This window comes from Thermodesulfovibrio aggregans, assembly GCF_001514535.1.
GTDB classification, from domain to species: Bacteria; Nitrospirota; Thermodesulfovibrionia; order Thermodesulfovibrionales; family Thermodesulfovibrionaceae; genus Thermodesulfovibrio; species Thermodesulfovibrio aggregans.
The window spans coordinates 143310-167742 of record NZ_BCNO01000002.1 but is presented as its reverse complement, the minus strand read 5'-3'; the positions used below and the strand labels follow the sequence as shown (position 1 = coordinate 167742).

Sequence of the window (24433 nt, the reverse complement as noted above, 5' to 3'; positions counted from 1 at the left end):
GCAGTAATGAAAGTAATTCTCAAAGAGGATGTTCATGGATTGGGTAAGGCTGGTCAAATTATTAATGTAAAAGATGGATATGCAAGAAACTTTCTTTTACCAAGAGGTCTTGCCCTGATTGCCGATGAGAAAAACTTGAAAGCTCTTGAGTATCAGAAGAAAAAATTTGAAGAAGAAGCTAAGAAAAAGCGTCAGGATGCAGAGTCAATTGCAGAAAGACTTGGTGCTCTTAATCTTGTAATTAAAGCAAAAGCTGGTGAAGATCAAAAACTTTTTGGTTCTATTACAGCAAAAGACATAGCAGAGGCTTTACAAAATCAGGGTTTTTCAATTGACAAAAAACAAATCAATATACTAGAGCCTATCAAAAGATTAGGAGAGTATGAAGTAGAGGTTAAACTTCACTCAAATGTAACTGCAAAGTTAAAAGTTAATGTCGTAGGAGAATAATGGCTTATTTACAGGAAATAGAAAGTACTGCTCTCAGGCTTCCTCCGCAAAGCCTTGAAGCTGAACAGGCTGTTCTTGGTGCAATAATTCTTGAGGGAGAAGCAATAACAAAAGCAATTGAAATACTCTCTCCTGAAGACTTCTACAGTGAAAGACATAGAAAGATCTATCAGGCAATGCTTGAGCTTTTTGACAGAAATGAGCCGATCGATCTCATTACTCTGACAGAACATCTAAGGGATAAGGGAGAACTTGAAGATGTTGGAGGAGTTAGTTATCTCGGAACTCTCACTACAGTTGTCCCTACTGCAGCGAATATAAGATATCATGCCAAGCTGGTAAGAGAAAAAGCCTTACTGAGATCACTTATCCGTGCCTGCACAGAGATTGTTACAAAGGTTTATGAAGAACCCGAAGACGCTGAAGAAATGATTGATTTTGCTGAAAGATTGATTTTTGAAATCTCAGAGAAACGAACAAATACGAGTTTTTATCATATGAAAGATGTCGTTAAAAACACATTTAAGATAATAGAAAGCATGTATGAGAAAAAGGCAGTAATAACTGGAATTCCTTCAGGTTTCAAAGATCTTGATGCATTGACATCAGGTTTTCAGCCGGGTGACCTCATAATTATTGGTGGAAGACCGGGAATGGGAAAAACTGCTTTTTCGTTGAATATTGCCCAGCATGTTGGAGTTGAACTTGGAGAACCGGTTGCCTTCTTCAGCCTTGAAATGTCAAAAGAACAGATTGCAATGAGACTTCTCAGTAGCATAGCAATGGTTAACTCATCAGCACTGAGAAAGGGATTTATAACCAAGAGAGACTGGGAGCGTATAACAGACGCAGCAGTTAAGCTCAGTGAAGCTCCTATTTATATTGACGATTCATCTCAGATGAGCGTTCTTGAAATTAGAGCAAAGGCAAGAAGACTTAAGATGGAAAAAGGTCGACTCGGATTGGTTATCATAGACTATCTTCAGCTTATGAGAAGCAGAAATACATATGATGTAAGAGAACAGGAAATAGCCGACATATCCCGTTCACTTAAAGCTATGGCAAAGGAACTTAAAGTACCTGTAATTGCACTAAGTCAGCTAAATCGTTCAGTAGAAAAAAGCTCTGACAAAAGACCAACCCTTGCTAACTTAAGGGAATCAGGCGCAATTGAGCAGGATGCAGATGTAATAATCTTTCTTTACAGAGACGAAGTATACAACAGGAAAAATGCTGCTAATAAAGGAAGGGCTGAGGTAATTGTAGCCAAACAAAGAAATGGTCCCACTGACACGGTTCTTCTTACTTTTCTACAGGATTATACGAGATTCCTTGATTATACTGATATGTACACAGGTACAGAAATAGAAGAGGAAGTGTAAGATGTTAAGGAGAAAGCCAGCAGTAGCAGGATATTTTTATCCATCTAATCCTAAAGAGCTTATCTATGAAATTGAAGAATACATACCCGCTCAGGAAAGAATCAACTGCTATGGTGCAATATGTCCTCATGCAGGATATGTTTACTCTGGCCATGTAGCAGGTTTAGTATATTCAAAAATGATACCAAAAGAAATATTCATTCTTCTTGGACCAAATCATACCGGTTATGGAGCAGATATTTCTTTGATGAGAGAGGGAGAGTGGGAAATACCCTTAGGAAGTTTAAAGATTAATGAAGAACTTGCAAGTAAAATCCTGAGTTACTCTTCTGCAAAAGAAGACTTTCAGGCTCATGTTTACGAGCATTCCTTAGAGGTTCAGCTCCCGTTTATTTATAAGCTAAATCCTAAAGCTCAGATTGTACCAATAACATTGAAGATGCTTTCTCTTGAGGAATGTTTCAATCTATCACAGGGAATTGCCAGGGCAGTTAAAGAACTTGGACTTGAAAGTAGAGTTGTTATCATTTCAAGCACAGATATGAGTCACTATTTACCCGATGATCTGGCGAGAAAGGTGGATGCACTGGCTATTGAAAAAATAAAAGCCTTTGATCCTCAGGGACTTTACAATACTGTAATGGAGCATAAGATATCAATGTGCGGAATAATTCCAACAACAGTTATGCTTCAGACAACAAAGCTTCTTGGTGCAAAGGAAGTTCAGATCATTAAATACACTACCTCTGCTGAGGTAAGCAGAGACTATAACAGAGTTGTAGGATATCTTGGTGCAGTGGTCATCTAAAATAGCTCTTACAGGTGTAATACTCGCAGGTGGAAAATCATCACGGATGAAGATCAATAAATGTTTGCTCTCTTTAGATAATAAAAAGCTCGTTGATATTCTTCTTACCAATTTAAAGGAAGTATTTGAAGAAGTTTTCATTGTTACAAACTCTCCAGAGTTTTACTTTTATACAGGAATCCCTGTGCTTGGAGACATTTATCCTTTCAAAGGACCAATGGCAGGAATTCATGTGGCATTGAAAAATTCCAGATACGATGTATTTGCCTTTGCATGCGATATGCCTTTTGTTAAAAAAGAAATTGTTTATTTCCTGAGCGAAAAACATGCTAATAGGAAAACTCCTATTACTGTTGCTCGCTATAGAGAGAAAATTTATCCTTTACCAGGAATTTACTCTAAGGATATATTGAATGAATTGGAAAATCTGCTCAAACAGGACAAACTCAGCATGATGAAACTCATTGAGGATGTTAAAGCTCAGGTAGTTGATGTTGCAAATTTGGATGAAGAAGGGTTATCTTTTATTAACATAAATACAGAGGAAGACTTAAAAATTCTTACAGAGGAGGGCAAAAAATGTTTGGCTTAGGAACACAGGAGTTAATGATAATTCTTGTAATAGTCATAATTCTTTTTGGAGCAACAAGACTACCACAGATTGGAAGAGGAATTGGAGAAGCCATAAGAAACTTTAAAAAAGCCACATCTGAAAAGGATGAGATTGATGTAACTCCAAAAAAGGAAGATGAGAGCAAAAAATAGATGTGAGATTTCTTGAAGCAGAGATAGATTTAAAAGCCTTAAACCACAACTTTCAAAGGATAAAAAACATCGTAAAATCAGTGGATCCAGCCTGCAGGATAATACCGATTGTAAAAGCTGATGCCTATGGACACGGAGCAGTAGAGGTTGCCCAATTTTTTGAAAAACAGGACATCTTTGCCTTTGGAGTAGCTTTTTTTGAAGAAGCAGTTGCGCTGAGACAGGCAGGAATAAAGTCTAAAATCATCGTTCTTTTTGACAGAGAAGTTGAAGGAATATTTGAATACAATCTTACTCCTGTAATATTTGACTTTAAACAGGTTGAGGCTCTCTCAAAAGAAGCAGTAAGAAGAAATACCTCCTTATCGGTTCATATCAAAGTGGAAACAGGCATGGGAAGACTTGGAATTTATGATGCACCCTGTGAGACAATAAGGAAAATAGCTCAGTTACCAAATATAAAAATTGAAGGTATTATGAGTCATCTTTCGGAAGCAAAAAACAGAGAGTGGACTGCTGAGCAGATAAACAGATTTAAGGAAATTCAGAGATGCGTTAAAGCTTTGGGAATTAATCCGGTATTCCACATCACAAACTCTGATGGAATAGCTTATCCAGAGGCTTTGTTTGATGCAGTAAGACCAGGTCTGATGCTCTATGGATACTGTCAAAACTTTGATAGTGATTTAAGACCCTGCATGACAGTTAAAACCAAGATGGTTGATATAAGAAAACTTCCAGCAGGTTCACCAATAAGCTATGGAAGAACTTTTATAACAAAGAGAGATAGTCTAATTGGAGTTATTCCTGTAGGATATGCTGATGGATACTTTAGAAAGTTAAGTAACCGTGCATGGGTTATTGTTAGGGGCAAAAAAGCGCCTGTTATAGGCAAAGTCTGTATGGATCTTACAATGATAGACCTAACAGATATTCCTGAGGCAAAAGTTGATGATGAAGTTATCGTGCTTGGAGAATCAGGTAATGAAAAAGTTACAGCCTATGATATTGCCGAATGGGCAGAAACAATCCCTTATGAAGTATTAACTTCCTTAGGAAGTAGAGCAAAAAGAAAATATATCAAAGAGGAGGAAACATGATAGCGGAAAGGGCCAAAAAGGTTAAACCTTCACCTACACTTGCAGTTGATTCAAAAGCAAAGGAACTTAAAGCAAAAGGCTTTGATGTGGTAAATTTCGGAGTAGGAGAGCCAGACTTTGATACTCCTGAGCATATTAAGGAAGCTGCAATAAAGGCAATCAGAGATGGATTTACAAAATACACTCCTGTTGGTGGAATTGATGAACTTAAAGAGGCGATAATTGAAAAACTTGAAAGAGACAACGGATTAAAATACGGAAAAGAAAATATTCTTGTATCCTGTGGAGCAAAGCACTCTCTCTATAACATTGCTCAGGCATTGTTTGGTCCGGGAGATGAGGTAATTATTCCTTCACCTTACTGGGTATCCTATCCTGATCAGGTACTCATAAATGATGCTCAACCAGTAATTGTAGAGACAAAAGAAGAAAATGATTTTATGGTTGAGCCAGATGCTCTAAAGGAAAAAATTACTCCACGAACCAAAGCAATTATAATTAACTCACCGTCAAATCCAACGGGATTTATCTACACCAAAAAAGCCCTTGAAGAAATTGCAGAGATCGCTTTAAAGAACAATATTTACATCATCTCCGATGAAATATATGAGAAACTCATCTACGATGGTGAAAAACACATAAGTATTGCATCCTTAAGTGAAGAAGTTAAGGAAAGAACCATTGTTGTAAATGGTTTAAGTAAATCCCATGCAATGACCGGCTGGAGAATTGGATATGCAGCAGGACCCGTAGAGATAATCAAAACCATGACAAAAATTCAGAGCCAGTCAACCTCAAATCCAACATCAATTGCTCAAAAAGCAGCTGTGGCAGCATTGAAAGGACCTCAGGACTGTGTGGAAAAGATGCGTCAGGAGTTTGAAAAAAGAAGAGACTATCTTGTGAAAGAGTTAAACAATATCGCAGGAGTTTCCTGCAGGATGCCTAAAGGTGCTTTCTATGTTTTTCCTAACGTAAACAAAGTACTTGGGAAAAATGGAATAAATTCATCTATGGACCTAAGCATCTACCTTCTTGAAAAAGCTTTTGTAGCTCTGGTTCCTGGCTCTGCCTTTGGGACTGAAGGATATATAAGAATATCTTATGCAACAAGTATGGAAAATTTAGCAAAGGGCATTGAAAGAATTCGTAAATCACTGGAAGAACTCAGATGAAGTGTGGATATGTGGCATTAATTGGGAAACCAAATGTAGGCAAATCAACACTTCTTAATTCAGTAATTGGAGAGAAAATCGCCATTGTAACTGAAAAGCCTCAAACAACAAGAAATAGAATTATTGGCATAAAAAATTTGCCTGATGCTCAGATTATTTTTGTTGATACACCAGGGATTCATAAACCAAGACATAAACTTGGTGAATTCATGGTTAAAGAAGCTCATCAGGCAATGGATATGGTTGACTTAATAGTTTTCATGGTAGAGCCTCAATCTCCATCAGAGGGTGAATTTTCAATTATTGAAAAACTAAAAAAAATCAACAAACCTGTTATTCTTGCCATTAATAAAATTGACACAGTTTCAAAACAAAGTCTTCTTCCATTAATAGACAGTTATAAAGATTTATATTCCTTCAAGGAGATAATTCCAATTTCTGCCCTTAAAAATGACGGAGTTGAACGACTGATTGAAAGAGTCATCTATTATATTCCGGAATCTCCAAAGCTTTATCCAGAGGATATGCTCACAGATCAGGCAGAAAGATTTTTGGTGAGCGAGTTTATAAGGGAAAAAGTTATGAAATACACCTATGATGAGATTCCCTATTCTGTAGCTGTAGAAATAGAAAATTGGGAAGAGAGTGAAAAACTGCTTAGAATCGGGGCAAATATTTATGTTGAAAGAGAAGGTCAGAAAATTATTATAATAGGAAAAAAGGGCGAAAGACTGAAAAAGATAGCACAAGAGGCAAGGCTTGAGATTGAAAGATTTCTTCAGACAAAAGTTTTCCTTGAGGTATGGGTAAAGGTTAGAAAAAAGTGGAGACAAAGAGATATGTTATTAAAATCATTGGGGTATTAAAATGTTAATTGAGATGAAAGTAGAAGGACTGCTTTTTGATCCAAGAAGTGGAATGTATATTCTGCTACTTCAACAGATAGATGGAGATGAGACACTTCCCATATGGATTGGTAAACCAGAGGCTGACTCAATTGCACTGGCACTTGGCAAAGTGCTTACTCCAAGACCATTAACCCACGATCTTATAAAAAACATTCTTGAAGAGCTTGAAGTTCGTATTACAAAGGTTGTCATAACTGACTTGATTGACAACACCTACTATGCTCTTATTTATGCCCATGATGGAGTAAGAGAAAGAGCAATTGACTCCAGACCTTCCGATGCTGTAGCAATTGCCTTAAGAGTCCAGGCACCAATATTTGTTGAAGAAGGAATCTTTGAGCTGAGAAAAGCCGATGAGCTTGAAGAGTGGCTCAAGAATCTAAAACCTGAAGACTTTGGCAACATAATGTAGTGATCTATAGCACTGAAGGAATAGTCATCAACAACACAGACTATGCAGAGGCAGACTTAATTGTCACCTATTTAAGCAAAGACTTTGGTTTAATAAATCTTTTTGCCAAAAGTCCCCGAAAGATAAAAAGTCGGTGGGGAAGTTCTTTTGAGCCTTTAACCTACTCGAGAATTTCTTTCATCGGAAGAGAAGACAGACTGCAGAGAGTGATCCAGTCGGACATATTGGAGTCTTTTCAAACAATAAGGGAAAATTACAAGCTTTTTCTGAAACTCTCTGAAGTTTTAAAGCTTTTTCTCGATATCCTACCAAAAAGAGAGCCAAATATTGAACTTTTCTCTCTCTTTTTAAACAGTCTTTTTTCTATAAAGAAAACTCAGAAAGTAGAAAACTACACTATTTTTCTCAAAATAAAAACATTGAAAATTCTCGGGTTTCTACCTGATTTTCAGCACTGTGGAGTCTGCCATAACCGATTAAATGGCGAAACTCACTACTCACAGGGTTTTGTAATCTGTAAAAACTGTGCTTCAGGCAGAGAATCATCACAGTTGTCTCAGGGAGTGGTTAAAATCCTCAGTGAGATGTCAAACTGGAGTTTGTCTTATCTTGAAAGAGTTAGAATATCAGAAAAATTGCTCATGGAAATTGAGGACTTTTTAAAGAATCATATTTTAAGCAGTATTAGGGTATAATAAAACATGGGATACAGACAAAAATACTACGATTTAGTTGAAAAGCTTTCAAAAGAAATAGTCAATTTTTACAGTGACAGACTTGTAAGCCTCGTAATCTTTGGCTCTCTGGCTTCTGATACTTTCAGACCTGACAGTGATATTGATATATTAATCGTTGCAAAGGATTTACCAAAGGGAAGAGTGAAAAGAGTTGAAGAATTTATTAAAAACATTGAGGTTAAGTTTGAGGAAGACATAATGAGACTGTTAAAACAAGGCATCTATATAACGCTTTCTCCTGTTTTTAAAACTCCTGAAGAAGTTCAGATTGGTAGCCCTCTTTTTCTTGACATGACAGAAAATGTCAAAATTCTGTTTGATAGAAATGACTTTTTCAAGAAATATCTGGAGACACTAAAGGAAAAACTTAAAAGTCTCGGTGCAAGAAAGGTTTACTCTAAAGGTGGATACTACTGGGAACTAAAACCTGATTATAAATTTGGAGACACAATAGAGCTATGACAGCTCACAAACTTGCTGTAGAATACATGAAAAAAGCCATAACAAGATTAGAGGTACTGGAATTTTTCCTAAAAAAAGAAGACTACTCTGATGTTATAAGAGAGGCACAGGAGGTGGTTGAACTTGCTCAGAAGGCAATGCTAAGACAGATAGGCATAGATCCTCCAAAATGGCATGATGTTGGAGGCATAATTCTTGAACACATGGAAAAATTTCCTGAGGAAGTTCATAAGGATTTACCTGAAATTGCGGAAGTATCAAAATGGCTCAGAAAGGAAAGAGAACTCTCCTTTTATGGTGATATAGACTTTATCCCCTCTGAAGAATACACTCATGCTGATGCATTGAAAGCTATAGAGGGTGCAAAGAAGGTAGTTGAAGTTGCAAGAAAATTAATAAAAATTTAGGAGGAACGAATGGCAGAGCAGAAACCAATGTGTGTTATCTGTGCATGGAGAGCAACATGCCAGAAACAGTTTTCCCTCAAAGCAGGACAGAAATGTCCTGATTTTGTAAAAGATGTAACAGTGAAGACTGAAGAGGAAGAAGATAAAGAAGCGGAAGAAGAAAAAAAATAAGTGGAGACATTACAGACATTTCTACTTACATTCATACCTCTTTTTGTTGCAATTGATGCTCCTGGAATTTTACCTTTGTATATTTCACTTGTGGAAGGCATTCCTGATCAGGAAAGAAAACATATTGCTCGACAATCGGTAATAACAGCATTTTTAGTGGCAATCTCCTTTCTTTTTCTCGGAAATTTTATATTTTCCTTACTTGGAATAAAGCTTGAAGATTTTATGATTGCAGGAGGAATTCTTCTTTTAATACTCTCAATCTCTGACATTTTAAGAGTAAAAGAAAAAGAGCTTACAATGAGTGATACCCTCGGAGTTGTTCCAATTGGAACACCACTTCTTGCAGGACCTGCAACTCTTACGACTTTAATTATTCTTTCGGGAAACTACGGATATCCAATGGTAATTTTTTCGCTTTCTCTCAATCTATTGATTGCATGGATAATGCTTGAAAAAGCAGATTTTGTAATAAAAATAATGGGGGTTCACGGAATAAAGGCTTTTGCAAAAGTGATGGCACTTCTTTTGAGTGCTATTGCAGTGAGTCTTATTAAAAAGGGATTTACAAAGATTTTAGGAGTCAGTTAATGATTCATGTTTATACAGGTGATGGAAAAGGTAAAACAACAGCAGCGGTTGGAACTGCTGTAAGGGCAATTGGAAATGGTTTAAAAGTCCTGTTTGTTCAGTTTATAAAGGGTGCACATACTGGAGAGCTTGAGATATTTCAGAAATTTCCAGATTTGATCAGGATTTACCGCTGTAGCACAGGCTTTATTTACGGAAAGCCAGAGCCTTCTCAATTAGAAGTTGCGATGGACTGCATTAAAGAAATTGAAAACCTTATCAAAAATGAACATTATGATCTAATTGTTTTTGATGAACTGATTATAGCATTAAACCTGGGGTTAATCTCAAAAGAGCAAACACAAAACCTTATTGACCTTGCCTCAGACTCTGAGCTTATAATCACAGGAAGAAATGCACCGGATTGGCTCATTGAGAAAGCAGACCTTGTTACAGAGATGAAAAAAATCAAACACTACTTTGACAGAGGAATAAATGCAAGGAGGGGGATTGAATACTGATGGAGCCAACAGTTGTAATTTATCTATTAAGACATGGACAGACCGAAGGACCAAAAAAAGTTTACAAAGGTCACATTGATGTTCCTTTAAGCAGAGAAGGACAGACTCAGATTGAAAAAACTGCCATTTTTTTAAAAGATTATGTCAGGAAATACAGCCTTAAACCTGAACTCATCTACTCATCACCCCTTAAAAGAGCTCTTGCATCAGCAGAAATTTTAGGTAAAACACTTTCGCTTGAGGTAAAACCTGAGGAGACTCTAAAAGAGCGAAGCTTTGGAAAGTGGGAAGGATTAAGCATAAATGAGATTGTATCTCTCTATCCTGATGATTTTGAAAGATGGAGGCTTAATCCTGCAAAGTTTTCACCTCCAGATGGAGAATCTACAATAGAGGTAAGTAAAAGAGCCTCTGAAGCATTAAAAAAAATCATCAAAAACCATAAAAACAGCCAGATTTTTATTACAGCCCACGGAGGAATAAACAGGGTAATCTTATGCAATATTCTTGGAATGCCCCTTGAAAACATCTTCAGAATTGAGCAGGATTTTGCCTGTGTAAACATAATTGAGTTTTATGAAAAGACTCCTGTTGTCAAACTCATAAACGGTGTTTTCTGGAAAGATGAATATTTTTGAGAGAATTTATCTATTTTTCTATCTCCGTAAAAAAAACAACGCTCTGAAACAACAGAGAAAACTTCCATTTCCAGTAATAAGTGTTGGAAATCTGACAGTTGGAGGAACAGGAAAAACTCCTTTTACAGTGGCTCTTTCAAAGGAATTAAAAAAAAGAGGATACTTACCTGTTATTCTTACACGGGGATACAGGGGTAGGCTTAAAGGTCCTTTCATAGTCTCTCAAGAGATGAATGCAGAGGATGCTGGAGATGAGCCATTGATGATGGCTATGGAAGGACTCATAGTAGTAAAGAGTGCTGATAGATTTGCTGGAGGAGTTTATGCAATTGAAAAACTTGGATTTGATGAGCATGACAGAGTCATATTCATTCTTGATGATGGATTTCAGCACTGGAAGCTTTACAGAGATTTAAATATTCTGCTTGTTGACGGATACAGAGGATTTGGTAACTGCCGTCTTGTTCCATTCGGACCTCTCAGGTCTCCTCTCAGTGAAATCTCTGAGGCAGACATGGTTTTCATTACTAAAAAGGAAAATGAAAAGCTGAAAGAAAAACTTAATACCTTCGGCATTAAAAAAATATATTTTGCACCTCTCACAGTTGAGGGGATAAAAGATAGGCATGATAGACAAGTTAATCCATATGGCAAAAAAGTTTTTGCCTTTGCAGGAATTGGTAATTTTCAGAGCTTTATAGATTGCCTTAAATCGCTCAATCTCAATATCATCGGACAGAAAAAATTCATCGATCACAAAAAATACGATGAGAGAGTTATCAAAAAAATTGAAAAACTCGCACGGAATGCAGACCTCCTAATCACAACAAAAAAAGACTTTGTAAAGTTAAAGGAAAAAGCATTTAAGCCTGAGCTGTGCTATCTTGAAATATCCTTAAGAATCAATGAAAAACTCATTGACACTCTCGTTAGTATTTGTTAGAATTGAACATGAAACACAGATACGGAATTAAAAAATTTCGGGATAAAAACATTTAAAGAAAAGGCAAAATAAGGGGGGATTGAATATGAAAACTTTATATAAACTTACTGTTATTGCTCTGGTTATTGTATTTGTATTTTTAACATCCATATCAATAGCCCGAGCAAGTGAGTTTTCTCAGGAGGATAGAGAAAGACTTATAGGAGTTGAAACAACTCTAAAGGAGTTTAAAGACTCTGTTGACAGGCGTCTTGAGTTCATGCAAAATCTTATGATAGCCATGCTTGCTGTTTTTGGTGGACTCTGTGGAGTATTTGTTGGACTTCTTCTCTGGGATAGAAAAACATTTAAAGAAAAGGCAAAGGAGGAAGCACTAAGAGAGCTTGAGGCAAAATACAGACTTGGAGACTGGATTAATGCCTTGCGGGAATATGCTAAAGAGAGAGATGAACTTGCAGAGATTCTAAGGAAATTAAATTTATTGTGAGAAAGGACTTGATAGGACTTAAAAAATGGAGGAAGGATGTCATAACTGCCAAAATGGGCGCCATGGTGGTTATGGCAGACTCCGAGTGGCGCAACCGACCTCCTGTAAGTTGACAGTTGACTAAAGAGAAACCTTTAAAATCAATCTCAACAGACAAACAGGAGAGAAAAACCATTGAAATTCCACTGCATCATTTTAATACAGAAACTCTCCAAACAGCTGATTATCTATACAGGGCTCAGGATTTTGAATTAAAAGGAAATTACTCTGATGCGATCTCTGAATATAAAGAATATCTCAGAGTTACCGGGAAACAGGACCCAAAAATTCTTGATAAAATAGCTACTCTTTATCTTTTGATTGGTAACTTAAAGGAAGCATCTCATTATTCACAGATAGCTTTAGATCAAGCTCCTGATAATGTTTCAATAATCATCAACTACGGCGTAATTCACGCAAAAATGGGAAATCTCTCAGTGGCTGAAGAATGCTTCAGAAAGGTTCTTTCCATGAATCCTGAAAATAAGACAGCTCTCTATAACCTTGCCCTACTTAAGGAAAGAAAAAAACAATACGAAGAAGCATTGAAACTATATGAGAAACTCTATCAGCTCGGTGATCCACAGGCAGCAGAGGCAATTCAGCGTATAAGGTCATACAAGTAAGCCAAATGCATCTGGAATGAATTTTATGATTTCCCAAATCTGGGTTGATGGCTCTGGTTTTGAGAGTTTTCCTGCAACTCTGTTAATTTTAGCTGCCAGGCTGCATGCCCTCTCTGTTTCATATCCTGAGTCAATCAAAGCTGAAACTATGCCTGTAAGACTGTCTCCAGTTCCACCAATTGGCTCAAGAGCTTCAATGCACGGCTCTGATACGATGTCTAAGATTTTACCATCTTTTGCAATGTAGTCTCTTCTGCCTTTGACAAGCAGATATTTTGCTGCGTTTTCGTGTTTATAGGCTCTTTTAATGAGTTCTTCCACCTTGCTTTCATCTTGAAGAAGAAAACCTCTTGTGTAAAAAGGATGTGGTGCCTCTTCATCAGCTAAAAATGCAAGCTCTCCGGGGTCTGGTGTAAAAAGGTCAAAATACTTTGCATTTCCGCTCATCTTTGCTGCATACATAAAACCTGCATCTGCTATTAAAAAGGGTCGTCTGTTTAGCTCATCAATAGAAAGAAGAATCTTATTACACCAATCAGCATCAGGCATGAGGTAGTGAAATGTAAGTGTGTCAAAAGTTTGATTTTTTACATCTTGAGCAAAGTATTCATATAGCTTTTTACTTCCATAACCCTTTCCAGTATCTCCAACAAGATAAACATATGGCATGTCTTTTCCAAGTATTTCAAAAATTTTACAGGCTGAGGCAATCAATGCAGGTGTTCCTCTATTTATGGGAATTTTTCTATTATTGAGAATTAAATAGTTACCATCCAGATGAACTCTGTCAGAAGTAATTGGGAAGTCCTCTTCAGGAACAGTTCCTATTATTGCAAGCATAATTCTTTTATTTTATCATAGGCTAACTGAAGGGCATATCCACAAAGAGTATGTCCGAGCTGTCTTGGCTCGGCTGCTTCATCAAGTCTTTTACCTACAAGGCAGGCTGCCAGATACGGAACATCAGGGCATCCTCCTCCTGATACATTAACAATTGTGAGGGTACTTTTATGCACTGTTATCTTCATGTTGGCTGCCCTGACCATAATGAATCTTCCGTAGTCTTTGATATGAAAGAGGTCAACGGGTTTCAGATTGCCATCATTTGATGGCAGAAAATCAATTGGCATAAGTCCTTGATTTTCAAGAGTATTGAGAATTCCCATTGCTTCAACAACTGGAAACTCAATAGCGAGGTCACATCCCTTTCTTACATGGGCAGGTGGTCCTACGACTTTGACTTTGTATCCATGCTGTTTGAGAATATTTTCTGCTTTTATGACTTCTGATGTATTTTCAAAGATAAGGATACCCCTGTCAGAAGACAGGGGCTTTTCTTTAAATAGTTTTTTAAAGAATTTCATGATTAATCCTTTTTTATCCTTATCCTGTAACCAGAGCCTTCTTCGCTGACATTTTCAATCTGCCATCCCATTGAGGTAGCAGCACGGGATACATTTTCACGGGATGTATCAGTATCCACTAAAATCTCTATTTCACCTTTCCCAAGTTTTTTTATTGTTTCAAGAGTTAAAAGAACAGGCTCAGGGCAGGAAAGCCCTCTTGCATCAACAATCTCAGCCATTTTTTACCTCCTTCTCATCGTTAATCCTATTATTACGCAAACTACTAATCCAACTATTGTTGCCACTGCTCCATTTGGACCAATTCCAGCCGGTGAGCTTGCAAGTCCAAAGTTGTGGGCTACTGCTGCACCAACAATCATACCAGAGGCAAATATTGCTGCATCAGCATCTCCCTCTCCGGACATGAAAAGCTGTCTTCCCGGACATCCACCTGCAAGGGTAAATGCAAGTCCTGCAAGTGTCATTCCGAGAAAGTTCCATAGTTGCATTGTATGGGCAATGGGCTGTTTTTCAAACCCCGGATTAAACTGTCCGAGTATGAGATTTGTTATAACTGCTGCTACAAAAAGAGCAGCCACGCCTGAGAAAAGATGTCCCTGCTTGAATAGTATCAAGTCTCTGAATGCTCCCATTGTGCAGAATCTACTTCTCTGAGCAAGAACTCCTATTAACAAACCAACTCCGAGAGATATAAATAAAGGAGCATGCTGTGAACCAGGTCCTTTTAAGCTGTAAAAAAGCAGCATTCCTCTTGCTTCGCCCTGCGGCTGAGGGTCAATGAGTAAAAGTAAGAGAAAACCAAACATCAGAGCAGGGAAAGCAATACCTGCTGCCTTAGATGGTGCTGTCTGTGTTCTTCCAAGAGAGTATCCTGCTTTTAAAAATCTTGTTCCAAGCCATATTCCAAAAATCAGACCAAGTAAACCAAAGATAGCGTTTCCATCTCCACCTGCAAGCCTGAGAAGTGTTCTCCAGGGGCAACCAAGAAAAACCAGTGCACCAATCATTGCAAAAACACCAAGAATGAATCTTATAAACGGTGCAGAACCTCCACGAGGTCTGTACTCTCTGAAGGCAATTGCAGAAAGGAAAGCTCCAAGAACAAAGCCAATAATCTCAGGTCTCATATACTGAACAACTGCTGCCCTGTGTAGTCCCAAAGCACCAGCCATATCCCTTTCCATGCAGGCAACACAGATACCCATGTTTGGAGGATTTCCAAGATTTTGAAGAACTGGAGCCAAAACTCCGATAACCAAACCAACAAAAATAATTCCCCACCGCGTTGCAAATAAGTTTTTAAAGCCCTCCATACACCCTCCTTCACGTTTTTGAATATTTTAATTTTTCAAAACCAATATGTAAAATTGTTTTTATCTATGGATTATCACACATTAATAGATTTCTTCTTTTGAATTTGACAGTTTTTTCAATGTATTGTAGAATTAAAATTTATGCGAAAGAGAATTCTGAAAAATACGAAATGCAAATACTGTAAAAGCACTGTTTTAATATACTTCTACTGAACGAGAATAGAGCTCCGCTGTAGTGAGTGCGGAGCAGAGTTTAAAGTTTCCGAATATCTTAATGAAATTGATGAAGAGACATGGGATATGATATCGAGACGCTCCTGTGACAGAGCATGATGCTTTTATTCTAAATATTCCTTGCTTGCCTGAATCATCCTGAGTTTTTCAACTATGCCCAATTTTTTTTCTTCGGCAAGCTCTTTTAAATATATGATAAGTTTTCCAATTGCATGAAGTTCTTCATAGTGAAGTTTTCTCATGTCTTCAATCTCTATCTCACTCAAAGCTTGCAGAGCTTCGTCATAACGGTCTTCTTTGAGAGCAAATTGGGCTTTATTTAAAATTACCCTTATTTTAGATTGATCCAGCAACGGCTTTTGTTGGCTCATTTTGGTTCTCTCTTATTTGTTTTTTTACATCTTCCCATGCTGACTTAAGGTTTTCTAAAATCTCTATGCACTTTGAGATTGTTTCAACATCGTTAAAAAGATTTGCCCTTACCAGTTCTTCTGCGAGTATGTTATAGATTGTGCTTAAATTCTCCGCAATCTGCCCACCTCTCTGTCTGTCAAGAATATCATTGAGATAATACACTATGTCTGTTGCCCTGCTTAGCTCAGTAACCTTTTTCTTCACAAGTTCCGGGTCATCAACTCCTTTAATTATTGCATCTTTGGCAATATTAAGAGAAACAATTGCTTTATCATAAAGCATTGTTATGAGCTCAAGAGCATCAGCTCCCATCACTTTGCTCTGCAGATATGCATCTACATAGGTCATTTGTTACCTCCCTTGGTCATTTCTGAAAGTGTTGTCATAAAGTCCTGTATTCTTGAACTTATTTGATTCGTCTGGGATATGAAAGACTCAAGCTGGGCATACTCTCTTCTTAGTCTTTCTTCATACTTTGCAAGATACTCCTGCATTGATGAAATTTTCTGATTGATCAAATTAATCTGTGAATCACCTGTATTACTATATAGCTTTATGGTAGATGTCCAGTTGTTTAGTGAGTTACTGAAAGAGTCTTTGAGTGTTGTAAGAATTTCCTTCAACTTATCAGGATTTGATGATTGTAAAGACTGAAGTGCATCGTTGTTTATTGAAATTGTTCCGTCTTTATCAGAGTAGTTGATTAAACCAGCGTTAACAAGCGGATTTAGAAGCCTTATAAAACCTGTTTTTATCGTAGTGATGGTGCTATCACCCTGAAACTGAGCTCCCTTACCTGACATTGAGTTTACTAAGGATATGACATTGTTATAGTTTGATACAAAGTTGTTAAGAGTACTTGAGACCTTTGAGTTGTCTTCACTAACTGTTAATGTGGTAGAACCTGTTTTTTTAACTGTTACATTGAGTCCTGTAAGCAATTCTGAAAATGTGTTTGTCGGACTTGTCACAGGTGTTGTGGAATTTCCTATTGTTATTGAAGCATTCTGTGCATTCTGAATTGGCGTATCAAGTTCTCCAAGTTCTGCAGGCATACCGCTTGCCTCAATAACATAAGAGGAAGTTGCTGTATCTGTTTCTTTTGATGAGTTTGCTGTATCTGATTCGGTTAGGAGCAATCTATAGTCTGTTCCTGTATAGTAAACAGATGCTTTGATTTTGTTCTGGCTTGAATTTATGTTATTCACAAGATCATTTAGAGTTTGCCCTGCTGAGTAGTTTATGTTAAAGGTTTCAAAATCTGAGTTGTTTTTCCAGTATTTGAGAGTTAAAGTGCCTGATGATGAAAATGTACTTGTCAATGAGCTTAAACCAGACGAGGTAGCTCTCATCTCTGTCTGTGAAAGTTTGTTTACTGTTATGTTCATTGAGAGATTTGGAGTATCTGATGTGGCAGTTGCCTCTAATACTGATGTATCTGAAGATGTTGCTTTCTTGGTTGAAAAAATGCTATTTATGTCAAGGTCGTTGAAAAAACTCTGTAAGCTACTGAGTGCACCATAAAGATTGTTAAGGCTTGTTACCTTTGCCTGAAGTAATGCTTTTTTCTGAGTTAGTACTGTAATGGGTTGCTGTTTTACCTGTAAAAGTTTATCTATCATTTGACCTGAATCAAATGTTCCTGTAAGACCTGAAATATAAAGGTCTGCCATTTAAACCTCCTTGGAGTATAAAACTCCTCTTAGTTCTTCCATCCTTCTGAGGATTTCAACAATCCAATCAGGCGGAATCTGTCTTATCACCTCTTCTGTTCTCATATCAATAATTTTTGAAATTGGTATTTGAAGTTGCTGGTCTATATCTATCTGCAAATACTTTTCAAGCATGCTGAACTTGTGCCTTAGTTCTTCCATGAGTTTGTTAAGTTCTTCCTGAGATATTGTATTTTTCTGAGCATTTTGAATTAGGTTTGAGTCATTGAGTTGTTCCTTTCTGTTAACACCCGTCTGGATTTGAATATTATCCTGTGAATTTGTGAAGTTCACCTCTAATTTTCTGTATGGATTTATGATTATCTGTTCTCTTTCAATTCCATCCAGTTTCATCAGTTAACTCCTTACTAAGAGTTAAAATGGGGAGGATTTCTCCTCCCCGAATTCATTATCTCAAAAGCTGAAGCACAAGCTGTGGTAAAGCATTTGCCTGAGCAAGCATTGCCACACCAGACTGCATTCTTATCTGCATTGTTATAAATGTGCTCATCTCAGCTGCAAAGTCTGTGTTACGAATGACGTTTTCAGCTTCTTTTGTGTTGTCATAGGATGTCTTCTGCCCATCCCATATTGCCTGAAGGTTGTTGATAACAGAACCAATCTGGGTACGGATTTTATCAACACGCTGTATGGCTGTCTTTACAATATCAAGAGCAAGCTCAGCATTTTCATTTGTTGTAACATCAAGGGAATAAAGGTTTTTAAATTCTGAAGTTCCTGTGGCATTTGATATTCCGAGTCCACTTCCTGAGCCCGTAATCCCTGTAAAGTCATAGTTATATGAATCTGTGCCCATTATTACGAGTTTGCCGACCTGAATTGCAGAACCTGTAGCTGATGCAGTTGCTGTTCCGGCAGTGGTATTTGTTGCAGAGACAGTTTTGCCAGTTGCATTAAGACCAAGGAATTGAGCCATATCAACTGAGATAATACTGGTACCCGAACTTGGTACGTCGGCTGAGACAGATACTTCCAATCCAATTGTTTGACCCTCTGTTGTAAGAACCAGCCTATTGTTTTCTGCCCTTGCTGTAATCTTTGTGTTGTTTGCTGAAGCCTGACTATTTATCTTTGATACAAGTTGTGAGAGTGTAAGAGTTTCTCCCGCAGAAACATTGACTGTAATAGGAGCAGAGGAGGCTGAGCCTACAAAAAATTTAATTGTAACGCTCTGACCTGTTCCAGCTTGTATATCTGTCCAACCTGCTGCTGCTATACTTTGATTAACTGCTCTTGCTGAGATTCCTGCATTCTGAAGGGTTGTGGAACTGTTTATATTGTCTGCAATTGTTTTTGCATCAACTGCAAAAGATAAACCATTTGAGACATCAATGCCAGCAACTTTTGCAGTATCACCAGTACTCCAGAGGAAAGCTCCTGTTACAGCACCAGAAGTGGCTGTATATCCGTTATTAACAGTTGTTTGGCTAGCACTAGCAGTAGCTGAATTAGTTGTATATGTTCCTGTAACCATATATGCGCCAAGAGAATCGGCTTTTACAGAGTTTATTCCAACTGTAATTGTCTGGTCTGCTCTTGCTCCATAATGGATTACCTTGTTTGCAAATGTTCCATCAAGAAGTTTGATTCCGTTGTACTCAGTATCAGTTCCTATCTTCTGAATAGCATCGACAAGATTCGAAATATCTCTCTGTAATGCTGCACGGGCATTCGGGTCATTGATGTCATTTGCTGCAGACTGTGCTTTTGTGTAAATTGTCTGAAGTTTCTCAAAAATCTGACCAACATTTGACTCGGCAATCTGAAGAGCACTTATACCAGTCTGAATGTTTCTGTTACCCTGGTCAAGAGCTGCTGCAACAACAGCAAGCTGGTCTGCAATAAAGAGACCTGCTGCATCATCTGCTGCTGAGAGAATTCTCTGACCTGTAGAGATTCTTAAGAGGGATTTGTTCATTGCCCTTTCGTTTCTTAAAAGGGCTGTGTGTGTCACTGTTGCTTCTGCATTGAAGTTAATTCTTAATGCCATGGTTCAAACCTCCATGTTTTTTGTTTTGGATGCCTCCTGCATCCCGACAGTCAAGGGTGAATTTTTCTTCTTCACCTCCTTTCCACCCTGCTGTCTTAATTTAATATATCGGGGGATCTAAAAAAAAGTTTAGTAGATGATTAAACTTCTTTCACTTCCTCAAAATTCAAGATATCCATGTACTCCCACTCTCTCCATCCCATAACATATATGCCCTGTTTGCTTGAGTATTTGATTATATTTTCAGGGAAAGTTATGCTACCCAGGATTATGTGAAGTTTCTTTCCTTTGAATTCAGGAAAGAACTCAAAAAATCTCTGAGCCTTCTCTTTTATTTCATCAACATAGTTGATGCGAGGAGTTGCTCTAACCTCTATCATAAATACCTTATCTTCACAGGCAGCTATGGCATCTACCTCATAGTCCTCTCCATCTTTCCTTCTGAACATTCTCTGTCCTTCAAGAATAACCTCACAGTTAAAGTATTTTTTGAGCACCGGTCTTATTGCAGGTGCTATGAGGTCTTCATATAGAGTTCCCATTTTTTTTGCAAGCTCGCTCCACTCTTTGTTTTTACGTTTATTTTCTTCTTCCTGTCTTCTCTTAAATTCTTTCATTTCTTCTTTGAATTCTCTCATCTCTTCTTTAAACTCCCTCATTTCCTCATGTAGAGCTTTTCTATCCCTTTCAGATTCCTCCCTAAATTTTCTCATCTCTTCTTTAAACTCCCTCATTTCCTCATGTAGAGCTTTTCTGTCCCTCTCAGATTCCTCCCTGAATTTTCTCATCTCTTCTTTAAACTCCCTCATTTCCTCATGTAGAGCTTTTCTGTCCCTCTCAGATTCCTCCCTGAATTTTCTCATCTCTTCCTTAAATTCTCGAAGCTCAGCCTCTGTTCTCATCTGAGAGTTGTATAGCTTGTTAAACTCTATTCCCACACTAATTATGAAGTCTTCAAGAAGCTTTTCAAGTCTGGAGACTCTCTCTTCAACGGTTTGCATGACTCCCTCCCGCTTTTTATTAATCTTAGATTATCAAAATAAAATGCAGATGTCAACTGATGTAATATCTATTAAAAAATACAAACCGATTGAGAAAATGTTGCTCAAATAATGTATAATTATTTTAAAAAATATAAGAGGAGGATGGCATGATTGACAGAGCAAAGGTTGAACAGGTTCTTGGCAAAATAAGAGTAGGTCTTATGGCAGACGGTGGTAATATTGATCTTGTTGATATTAAAGATGATGTAATTTATGTAAAGTTAAAAGGGGCCTGCGGAACATGTCCTATGGCAACTCTTACTCTAAAAAACTGGGTTGAAAAGACACTGAAAAGCGAAATCCCTGAGGTTAAAGAAGTTGTAGCTGTCTAATGTAATGTTAAGATTTTTGCTATTTTTATTTAATTTTTTGGTTATACTGAATCTGATTACCTCTTCTGCTATAGCAGAAGAAAAAGCTCAGGTTAAAGACATCAGATATTACGAAGTTTCTGAAAGCTTCAGGGTAGTAGTTGAAACAACAGGATTTGTTGAGTTTGTAAAAGGTGAGCTTAAAAATCCTGAAAGACTTTTTTTTGACATAAAGAACGCTTTTTTAAACAGAGAGCTAAAAAAGGAGTATTTAGTAAACAACCCTATTGTAAGCAGAATACGCATTGGTCAGTTTGATGCAAATACTGTAAGAGTTGTTTTTGACCTAAAAGGAACTGACTATGAATTTAAAGTTATTCAACTTGAAGACCCGTTCAGAATTGTTATTGACATTTATCAAAAGGGAAGCAGTAAGTCATCAAAAATACTGAATGATAGAGAGTCAAAGATCACTCTAAAGAGAAAGATTGTTATTGATCCAGGACATGGAGGGAAAGACCCCGGTGCAGTCGGACCATCAGGTTTAATGGAAAAAGATGTTGTCCTTGATATCGCCCTGAAAGTTAAAGACCTCCTGAAAAAAGACCCTTCCTTTGAGATAATTCTTACCCGAGACAAAGATATTTTCATCCCGCTTAATGAAAGAACTGAGATTGCAAACAAAGTTCAGGCTGACCTTTTCATCTCTATTCATGCAAACGCTGCTCCTAACCTTTATGCTCGTGGGATAGAAACATATATTTTAAACTGGACTGATGACGAAGAAGCTATAAGAGTTGCAGCAAGAGAAAACGCAATTTCTGTAAAAAAAATGAAACAGTTAAAGGGTGAACTTGGATTTATGCTTGCATCATTAGAAAGAGAGGCAAAGAGAGACAGTTCAGTCAAACTTGCAGGATATGTACATAATTCAATGACTGAAAGTTTAAAATCTGCCTTTTCAAGACATGACAATGGAGTAAAGGGAGCTCTTTTCTATGTTCTGGTAGGAGCTCAGATGCCTTCATGCCTTCTTGAAGTATCATATATCAGCAATCCAGAGGAAGAAAGACTCCTGAGTACTGACTCTTACAGAATGGAGATAGCTAAGGCAGTTGTTGAAGGAATAAAAAACTACTTTTTGCATACAGACAACATTAAAAAAGTAAAATACACAAAGCATACCTCTTCAAAATCAAGGTTAAGTGGACAGAATAAAAAAAGGACATTTTAGATGGATCTATTCATAGAAAAGGCTTTAATTTTCAATGGAGTTGGAAACCCTCCGTTTGAAGCCAACATTGGAATAAAAAAAGACAAAATAGTCTATATTGGCAGGGAAAAGTACTCTGCCAGGAGAGTAATAAAAGCCAATGGATTAATTCTTACCCCAGGTTTTATTGATACCCACTCACACTCGGATTTTACAACTCTTGCAGACCCTAAAGCAGAGGGAAAGATTACTCAGGGTATCACTACTGAAATAAATGGTAACTGCGGAGTATCAGCTTTTCCAATACTTGGTGAGGTTTTTGAAAGAAGACTTCCTGAAATAAATCAGCTTGGACTTAAGCCGTGGAGTAGTTTTAAGGAATATGTTGAGCTATTGAAAAAAGTCAAGCCTGCTATTAACTTTGCCACACTTCTGGGTCATGGAAATCTTAGAGGTTCTATTATTGGCTATAAAAATGTGAAAGCAGAAAAAGATGATATAAAGAAGATGAAAGAACTACTTAAGGAGCATCTTGCCTTCGGCGTAAAGGGTCTTTCAACAGGATTGATATATCCGCCAGGAATTTTTGCTGATACAGAGGAAATCATTGAACTTGCAAGGACTTTAAAACCCTTTAAAGGAATTTATGCTACTCACATGCGAAGTGAAGGTGAAAGGCTTTTAAGTGCAGTGGAAGAAACAATTTTAATTGGAATGAAAGCAGGAATTCCTGTTCACATATCTCATCTGAAGACATCAGGCAGGGAAAACTGGTGGAAGCTCAGCTCAGTTTTTGAAGCTATAGAGGAAGCACAAAATCAGGGAATAAAGATAACAGCGGACAGGTATCCATACATAGCTTCCCAGACAGACCTTGATGCTTTTCTTCCTTCATGGATAGTTGAAGGAAGCAGAGAGGATATCACAGAAAGGCTGAAAGACAGAGGCGTAAGGCTTGCAATCAAGAGATATCTAAAACAAAGAGGAATAGAGTTTTTAAATAGCATCGTAATTTCTGATGTGGTTTTTGAAGGCGATAAAAAACTTGAAGGCAAAAGAGTTGGAGAATTTGTCAGCCTTGAGAATGCTTCTGATTTTATATGTGATTTATTGATTCGTTCAAATCTTCAGGTTGGAGCAATATACTTTGGAATGACCGAGGAAAACCTTGAAAAAATTCTTTCCAAGCCCTATGTGATGATAGGAACAGATTCCTCTGCAAGATGCTCATCAGGAATTACTGCAAAGGGCAAACCCCATCCACGAGGCTTTGGAAGTTTTCCGAGGTTCATAAGAAGATATGTGCTTGAAAGAAAGATAATAAGCCTTGAAGAGGCAATAAGAAAAATTACTTCCTTACCTGCAAAGACTTTCAGAATAGAAAAAAGAGGAGTTATAAAAGAGGGATACTTTGCAGATATTGTTATTTTTGATCCTGCCGAGATTGAAGATAAAGCTTCATTTGAAAATCCTTTCATACCCTCAAAAGGAATTAAATATGTTATTGTAAATGGAGAAGTTACTGTCTCTGAGGGCTCACTTACAGGAAAAAGAAATGGAAGAGTTCTGTTATGAAGTTCATTGGAATTACATGTAGCGTTGAAAATAAAAAGATTTTTTTAAACAGGGATTATATAGAGAGCATTGCCAAACTCGGATTTTTTCCTCTTATTATCTCACCTGATATTACAGAAAAAGTTATTGAAAGTATTGATGAAATTTCGGGACTGATAATTTCTGGTGGCGGAGATATAAATCCTGAGTTTTATGGAGAGAGAAACACTGCCTGTAAAAAACTTGTGCCTGATGAAAGGGTTCTGGCAGAGATGAAACTTATTGAGATTTTTATCCAAAAAGAAAAGCCTGTTTTAGGAATATGCTATGGAATGCAACTTATGAATGTCTTTTTTCAGGGAACGCTTTATCAAAACATAGAAACAGAAATTGATCACACAAAGGGAAGTCATGAAATAAAGGTAGTTGATGATTTTTTAATTAAAAAAGATGTTTATGTGGTGAACAGTTCCCATCATCAGGCAGTTAAAAGTCTCGGAAGAGGGCTTGAGATATTCTGTATGGCAGGTGATGGAGTTGTTGAAGGATTTTATCTTAAAGGACATCCATTTTTTGTTGGAGTTCAGTGGCATCCTGAAAGAGATTTCTCTGAAGCATCCCTGAGCATTTGGCAGAGTTTTGCAAAAAAGATAAAATAGA

34 protein-coding genes are annotated in these 24433 nt (G+C 37.3%); 24 read left to right on the top strand and 10 right to left on the bottom strand.

Features of this window, described 5'->3' with window-relative positions:
• Nucleotides 1–6: 6 nt before the first annotated feature.
• From rplI to TAGGR_RS07275, 19 genes are all read left to right on the top strand, one after another.
• A complete protein-coding gene (rplI, locus tag TAGGR_RS07360) occupies nucleotides 7–450 on the top strand; it encodes a 50S ribosomal protein L9 (protein ID WP_059176963.1) in 444 nt (147 codons plus the stop codon).
• A complete protein-coding gene (dnaB, locus tag TAGGR_RS07355) occupies nucleotides 450–1832 on the top strand; it encodes a replicative DNA helicase (RefSeq protein WP_059176723.1) in 1383 nt (460 codons plus the stop codon). Before rplI ends, dnaB begins: the two co-directional genes overlap by 1 nt.
• A 1-nt stretch (nucleotide 1833) precedes the next feature.
• The gene (gene amrB, locus TAGGR_RS07350; protein WP_059176722.1) at nucleotides 1834–2640 is read left to right on the top strand and encodes an AmmeMemoRadiSam system protein B; all 807 of its coding nucleotides are present in this window, start codon (nucleotides 1834–1836) and stop codon (nucleotides 2638–2640) included.
• Entirely contained in the window at nucleotides 2624–3232 is a 609-nt protein-coding gene (gene mobA, locus TAGGR_RS07345; RefSeq protein WP_161936196.1) for a molybdenum cofactor guanylyltransferase, read from the top strand. Before amrB ends, mobA begins: the two co-directional genes overlap by 17 nt.
• Nucleotides 3220–3405: a twin-arginine translocase TatA/TatE family subunit gene (locus TAGGR_RS07340; RefSeq protein WP_059176720.1), complete on the top strand. Its 186-nt coding sequence runs from the start codon at nucleotides 3220–3222 to the stop codon at nucleotides 3403–3405. Before mobA ends, TAGGR_RS07340 begins: the two co-directional genes overlap by 13 nt.
• Before the next feature lie 2 nt (nucleotides 3406–3407).
• Nucleotides 3408–4505, top strand: a complete 1098-nt coding sequence (alr, locus tag TAGGR_RS07335; protein ID WP_059176719.1) for an alanine racemase — start codon at nucleotides 3408–3410, stop codon at nucleotides 4503–4505.
• Nucleotides 4502–5680 carry a pyridoxal phosphate-dependent aminotransferase gene (locus TAGGR_RS07330; protein ID WP_059176718.1) on the top strand — a complete coding sequence of 393 codons (1179 nt, stop codon included), beginning with the start codon at nucleotides 4502–4504 and terminating at the stop codon, nucleotides 5678–5680. Before alr ends, TAGGR_RS07330 begins: the two co-directional genes overlap by 4 nt.
• Nucleotides 5677–6546, top strand: a complete 870-nt coding sequence (era, locus tag TAGGR_RS07325) for a GTPase Era (RefSeq protein ID WP_059176717.1) — start codon at nucleotides 5677–5679, stop codon at nucleotides 6544–6546. The genes TAGGR_RS07330 and era overlap by 4 nt, the downstream gene beginning before the upstream one ends.
• 1 nt (nucleotide 6547) lies before the next feature.
• On the top strand, nucleotides 6548–7000 hold the full coding sequence (locus TAGGR_RS07320; RefSeq protein WP_059176716.1) for a bifunctional nuclease family protein: 453 nt from the start codon (nucleotides 6548–6550) through the stop codon (nucleotides 6998–7000).
• The gene (gene recO / locus TAGGR_RS07315) at nucleotides 7000–7695 is read left to right on the top strand and encodes a DNA repair protein RecO (protein ID WP_059176715.1); all 696 of its coding nucleotides are present in this window, start codon (nucleotides 7000–7002) and stop codon (nucleotides 7693–7695) included. The genes TAGGR_RS07320 and recO overlap by 1 nt, the downstream gene beginning before the upstream one ends.
• Before the next feature lie 6 nt (nucleotides 7696–7701).
• Nucleotides 7702–8199, top strand: a complete 498-nt coding sequence (locus TAGGR_RS07310; protein ID WP_059176714.1) for a nucleotidyltransferase domain-containing protein — start codon at nucleotides 7702–7704, stop codon at nucleotides 8197–8199.
• A complete protein-coding gene (locus TAGGR_RS07305; RefSeq protein WP_059176713.1) occupies nucleotides 8196–8606 on the top strand; it encodes a HEPN domain-containing protein in 411 nt (136 codons plus the stop codon). The genes TAGGR_RS07310 and TAGGR_RS07305 overlap by 4 nt, the downstream gene beginning before the upstream one ends.
• A 9-nt stretch (nucleotides 8607–8615) precedes the next feature.
• Entirely contained in the window at nucleotides 8616–8777 is a 162-nt protein-coding gene (locus TAGGR_RS10755) for a hypothetical protein (protein ID WP_153000497.1), read from the top strand.
• Nucleotides 8778–9368, top strand: coding sequence for a MarC family protein (locus tag TAGGR_RS07300; protein WP_059176712.1), 591 nt, complete (start codon nucleotides 8778–8780; stop codon nucleotides 9366–9368).
• Complete coding sequence (locus TAGGR_RS07295) at nucleotides 9368–9868, top strand: cob(I)yrinic acid a,c-diamide adenosyltransferase (protein ID WP_059176711.1); 501 nt, start codon at nucleotides 9368–9370, stop codon at nucleotides 9866–9868. Before TAGGR_RS07300 ends, TAGGR_RS07295 begins: the two co-directional genes overlap by 1 nt.
• Complete coding sequence (locus tag TAGGR_RS07290) at nucleotides 9868–10506, top strand: histidine phosphatase family protein (RefSeq protein ID WP_059176710.1); 639 nt, start codon at nucleotides 9868–9870, stop codon at nucleotides 10504–10506. The genes TAGGR_RS07295 and TAGGR_RS07290 overlap by 1 nt, the downstream gene beginning before the upstream one ends.
• Entirely contained in the window at nucleotides 10493–11449 is a 957-nt protein-coding gene (lpxK, locus tag TAGGR_RS07285; protein ID WP_059176709.1) for a tetraacyldisaccharide 4'-kinase, read from the top strand. Before TAGGR_RS07290 ends, lpxK begins: the two co-directional genes overlap by 14 nt.
• Before the next feature lie 85 nt (nucleotides 11450–11534).
• On the top strand, nucleotides 11535–11936 hold the full coding sequence (locus TAGGR_RS07280; protein ID WP_059176708.1) for a hypothetical protein: 402 nt from the start codon (nucleotides 11535–11537) through the stop codon (nucleotides 11934–11936).
• 116 nt (nucleotides 11937–12052) lie between these two features.
• Nucleotides 12053–12601 carry a tetratricopeptide repeat protein gene (locus TAGGR_RS07275; RefSeq protein WP_059176707.1) on the top strand — a complete coding sequence of 183 codons (549 nt, stop codon included), beginning with the start codon at nucleotides 12053–12055 and terminating at the stop codon, nucleotides 12599–12601.
• Here the strand turns inward: TAGGR_RS07275 and TAGGR_RS07270 are convergent.
• The 4 genes from TAGGR_RS07270 to yedE are packed head-to-tail and all read right to left on the bottom strand — an operon-like array spanning nucleotide 12590 to nucleotide 15281.
• Nucleotides 12590–13441 carry an NAD(P)H-hydrate dehydratase gene (locus tag TAGGR_RS07270; RefSeq protein ID WP_059176706.1) on the bottom strand — a complete coding sequence of 284 codons (852 nt, stop codon included), beginning with the start codon at nucleotides 13439–13441 and terminating at the stop codon, nucleotides 12590–12592. The genes TAGGR_RS07275 and TAGGR_RS07270 overlap by 12 nt on opposite strands.
• Entirely contained in the window at nucleotides 13429–13965 is a 537-nt protein-coding gene (locus tag TAGGR_RS07265) for a putative Se/S carrier protein (RefSeq protein WP_059176705.1), read from the bottom strand. The genes TAGGR_RS07270 and TAGGR_RS07265 overlap by 13 nt, the downstream gene beginning before the upstream one ends.
• 2 nt (nucleotides 13966–13967) lie before the next feature.
• Nucleotides 13968–14186: a sulfurtransferase TusA family protein gene (locus TAGGR_RS07260; RefSeq protein ID WP_059176704.1), complete on the bottom strand. Its 219-nt coding sequence runs from the start codon at nucleotides 14184–14186 to the stop codon at nucleotides 13968–13970.
• Between the two features lie 3 nt (nucleotides 14187–14189).
• The gene (gene yedE / locus TAGGR_RS07255; protein WP_059176703.1) at nucleotides 14190–15281 is read right to left on the bottom strand and encodes a YedE family putative selenium transporter; all 1092 of its coding nucleotides are present in this window, start codon (nucleotides 15279–15281) and stop codon (nucleotides 14190–14192) included.
• Between the two features lie 219 nt (nucleotides 15282–15500).
• Between yedE and TAGGR_RS11230 the strand changes: the two genes are divergently transcribed.
• Nucleotides 15501–15614 (top strand): hypothetical protein, encoded by a 114-nt coding sequence (locus TAGGR_RS11230; RefSeq protein ID WP_439950936.1) that lies wholly within the window; start codon nucleotides 15501–15503, stop codon nucleotides 15612–15614.
• A gap of 5 nt (nucleotides 15615–15619) precedes the next feature.
• On the opposite strand, the gene TAGGR_RS07250 is transcribed toward TAGGR_RS11230, so the two are convergent.
• From TAGGR_RS07250 to TAGGR_RS07225, 6 genes are all read right to left on the bottom strand, one after another.
• Complete coding sequence (locus tag TAGGR_RS07250) at nucleotides 15620–15886, bottom strand: hypothetical protein (protein ID WP_153000496.1); 267 nt, start codon at nucleotides 15884–15886, stop codon at nucleotides 15620–15622.
• The gene (gene fliS / locus TAGGR_RS07245) at nucleotides 15852–16277 is read right to left on the bottom strand and encodes a flagellar export chaperone FliS (RefSeq protein WP_059176701.1); all 426 of its coding nucleotides are present in this window, start codon (nucleotides 16275–16277) and stop codon (nucleotides 15852–15854) included. Before fliS ends, TAGGR_RS07250 begins: the two co-directional genes overlap by 35 nt.
• Nucleotides 16274–17602, bottom strand: a complete 1329-nt coding sequence (gene fliD, locus TAGGR_RS07240; protein WP_059176700.1) for a flagellar filament capping protein FliD — start codon at nucleotides 17600–17602, stop codon at nucleotides 16274–16276. The genes fliS and fliD overlap by 4 nt, the downstream gene beginning before the upstream one ends.
• Nucleotides 17603–17995 carry a flagellar protein FlaG gene (locus TAGGR_RS07235; protein ID WP_059176699.1) on the bottom strand — a complete coding sequence of 131 codons (393 nt, stop codon included), beginning with the start codon at nucleotides 17993–17995 and terminating at the stop codon, nucleotides 17603–17605.
• Between the two features lie 55 nt (nucleotides 17996–18050).
• Complete coding sequence (locus TAGGR_RS07230; protein ID WP_059176698.1) at nucleotides 18051–19652, bottom strand: flagellin N-terminal helical domain-containing protein; 1602 nt, start codon at nucleotides 19650–19652, stop codon at nucleotides 18051–18053.
• A gap of 140 nt (nucleotides 19653–19792) precedes the next feature.
• The gene (locus TAGGR_RS07225; RefSeq protein ID WP_059176697.1) at nucleotides 19793–20653 is read right to left on the bottom strand and encodes a hypothetical protein; all 861 of its coding nucleotides are present in this window, start codon (nucleotides 20651–20653) and stop codon (nucleotides 19793–19795) included.
• A 149-nt stretch (nucleotides 20654–20802) separates the two neighbouring features.
• On the opposite strand from TAGGR_RS07225, the gene TAGGR_RS07220 reads away from it, so the two are divergent.
• Genes TAGGR_RS07220 through TAGGR_RS07205 form a run of 4 tightly spaced genes read left to right on the top strand, consistent with a single transcriptional unit; the run spans nucleotide 20803 to nucleotide 24432 of the window.
• Nucleotides 20803–21027 carry a NifU family protein gene (locus tag TAGGR_RS07220; protein WP_059176696.1) on the top strand — a complete coding sequence of 75 codons (225 nt, stop codon included), beginning with the start codon at nucleotides 20803–20805 and terminating at the stop codon, nucleotides 21025–21027.
• Nucleotides 21028–21031: 4 nt separating this feature from the next.
• Nucleotides 21032–22240, top strand: coding sequence for an N-acetylmuramoyl-L-alanine amidase (locus tag TAGGR_RS07215; RefSeq protein WP_059176695.1), 1209 nt, complete (start codon nucleotides 21032–21034; stop codon nucleotides 22238–22240).
• On the top strand, nucleotides 22241–23794 hold the full coding sequence (locus TAGGR_RS07210; protein ID WP_059176694.1) for an N-acyl-D-amino-acid deacylase family protein: 1554 nt from the start codon (nucleotides 22241–22243) through the stop codon (nucleotides 23792–23794).
• The gene (locus tag TAGGR_RS07205; protein ID WP_059176693.1) at nucleotides 23791–24432 is read left to right on the top strand and encodes a gamma-glutamyl-gamma-aminobutyrate hydrolase family protein; all 642 of its coding nucleotides are present in this window, start codon (nucleotides 23791–23793) and stop codon (nucleotides 24430–24432) included. The genes TAGGR_RS07210 and TAGGR_RS07205 overlap by 4 nt, the downstream gene beginning before the upstream one ends.
• Nucleotide 24433: the final 1 nt, after the last annotated feature.

Coding starts and splice junctions, on each gene's coding strand:
- TAGGR_RS07330 (WP_059176718.1), top strand. CDS start 4,502: ATGATAGCGGAAAGGGCCAAAAAGGTTAAACCTTCACCTACACTTGCA.
- TAGGR_RS10755 (WP_153000497.1), top strand. CDS start 8,616: ATGGCAGAGCAGAAACCAATGTGTGTTATCTGTGCATGGAGAGCAACA.
- TAGGR_RS07270 (WP_059176706.1), bottom strand. CDS start 13,441: ATGCTTGCAATAATAGGAACTGTTCCTGAAGAGGACTTCCCAATTACT.
- TAGGR_RS07320 (WP_059176716.1), top strand. CDS start 6,548: ATGTTAATTGAGATGAAAGTAGAAGGACTGCTTTTTGATCCAAGAAGT.
- TAGGR_RS07220 (WP_059176696.1), top strand. CDS start 20,803: ATGATTGACAGAGCAAAGGTTGAACAGGTTCTTGGCAAAATAAGAGTA.
- TAGGR_RS07205 (WP_059176693.1), top strand. CDS start 23,791: ATGAAGTTCATTGGAATTACATGTAGCGTTGAAAATAAAAAGATTTTT.
- dnaB (WP_059176723.1), top strand. CDS start 450: ATGGCTTATTTACAGGAAATAGAAAGTACTGCTCTCAGGCTTCCTCCG.
- TAGGR_RS07280 (WP_059176708.1), top strand. CDS start 11,535: ATGAAAACTTTATATAAACTTACTGTTATTGCTCTGGTTATTGTATTT.
- yedE (WP_059176703.1), bottom strand. CDS start 15,281: ATGGAGGGCTTTAAAAACTTATTTGCAACGCGGTGGGGAATTATTTTT.
- amrB (WP_059176722.1), top strand. CDS start 1,834: ATGTTAAGGAGAAAGCCAGCAGTAGCAGGATATTTTTATCCATCTAAT.
- TAGGR_RS07210 (WP_059176694.1), top strand. CDS start 22,241: ATGGATCTATTCATAGAAAAGGCTTTAATTTTCAATGGAGTTGGAAAC.
- TAGGR_RS07215 (WP_059176695.1), top strand. CDS start 21,032: ATGTTAAGATTTTTGCTATTTTTATTTAATTTTTTGGTTATACTGAAT.
- TAGGR_RS07295 (WP_059176711.1), top strand. CDS start 9,368: ATGATTCATGTTTATACAGGTGATGGAAAAGGTAAAACAACAGCAGCG.
- TAGGR_RS07305 (WP_059176713.1), top strand. CDS start 8,196: ATGACAGCTCACAAACTTGCTGTAGAATACATGAAAAAAGCCATAACA.
- fliD (WP_059176700.1), bottom strand. CDS start 17,602: ATGGCAGACCTTTATATTTCAGGTCTTACAGGAACATTTGATTCAGGT.
- era (WP_059176717.1), top strand. CDS start 5,677: ATGAAGTGTGGATATGTGGCATTAATTGGGAAACCAAATGTAGGCAAA.
- TAGGR_RS07235 (WP_059176699.1), bottom strand. CDS start 17,995: ATGAAACTGGATGGAATTGAAAGAGAACAGATAATCATAAATCCATAC.
- TAGGR_RS07225 (WP_059176697.1), bottom strand. CDS start 20,653: ATGCAAACCGTTGAAGAGAGAGTCTCCAGACTTGAAAAGCTTCTTGAA.
- TAGGR_RS07230 (WP_059176698.1), bottom strand. CDS start 19,652: ATGGCATTAAGAATTAACTTCAATGCAGAAGCAACAGTGACACACACA.
- TAGGR_RS07265 (WP_059176705.1), bottom strand. CDS start 13,965: ATGAAATTCTTTAAAAAACTATTTAAAGAAAAGCCCCTGTCTTCTGAC.
- lpxK (WP_059176709.1), top strand. CDS start 10,493: ATGAATATTTTTGAGAGAATTTATCTATTTTTCTATCTCCGTAAAAAA.
- TAGGR_RS07310 (WP_059176714.1), top strand. CDS start 7,702: ATGGGATACAGACAAAAATACTACGATTTAGTTGAAAAGCTTTCAAAA.
- fliS (WP_059176701.1), bottom strand. CDS start 16,277: ATGACCTATGTAGATGCATATCTGCAGAGCAAAGTGATGGGAGCTGAT.
- rplI (WP_059176963.1), top strand. CDS start 7: ATGAAAGTAATTCTCAAAGAGGATGTTCATGGATTGGGTAAGGCTGGT.
- TAGGR_RS07260 (WP_059176704.1), bottom strand. CDS start 14,186: ATGGCTGAGATTGTTGATGCAAGAGGGCTTTCCTGCCCTGAGCCTGTT.
- TAGGR_RS07290 (WP_059176710.1), top strand. CDS start 9,868: ATGGAGCCAACAGTTGTAATTTATCTATTAAGACATGGACAGACCGAA.
- TAGGR_RS07250 (WP_153000496.1), bottom strand. CDS start 15,886: ATGAGCCAACAAAAGCCGTTGCTGGATCAATCTAAAATAAGGGTAATT.
- TAGGR_RS07340 (WP_059176720.1), top strand. CDS start 3,220: ATGTTTGGCTTAGGAACACAGGAGTTAATGATAATTCTTGTAATAGTC.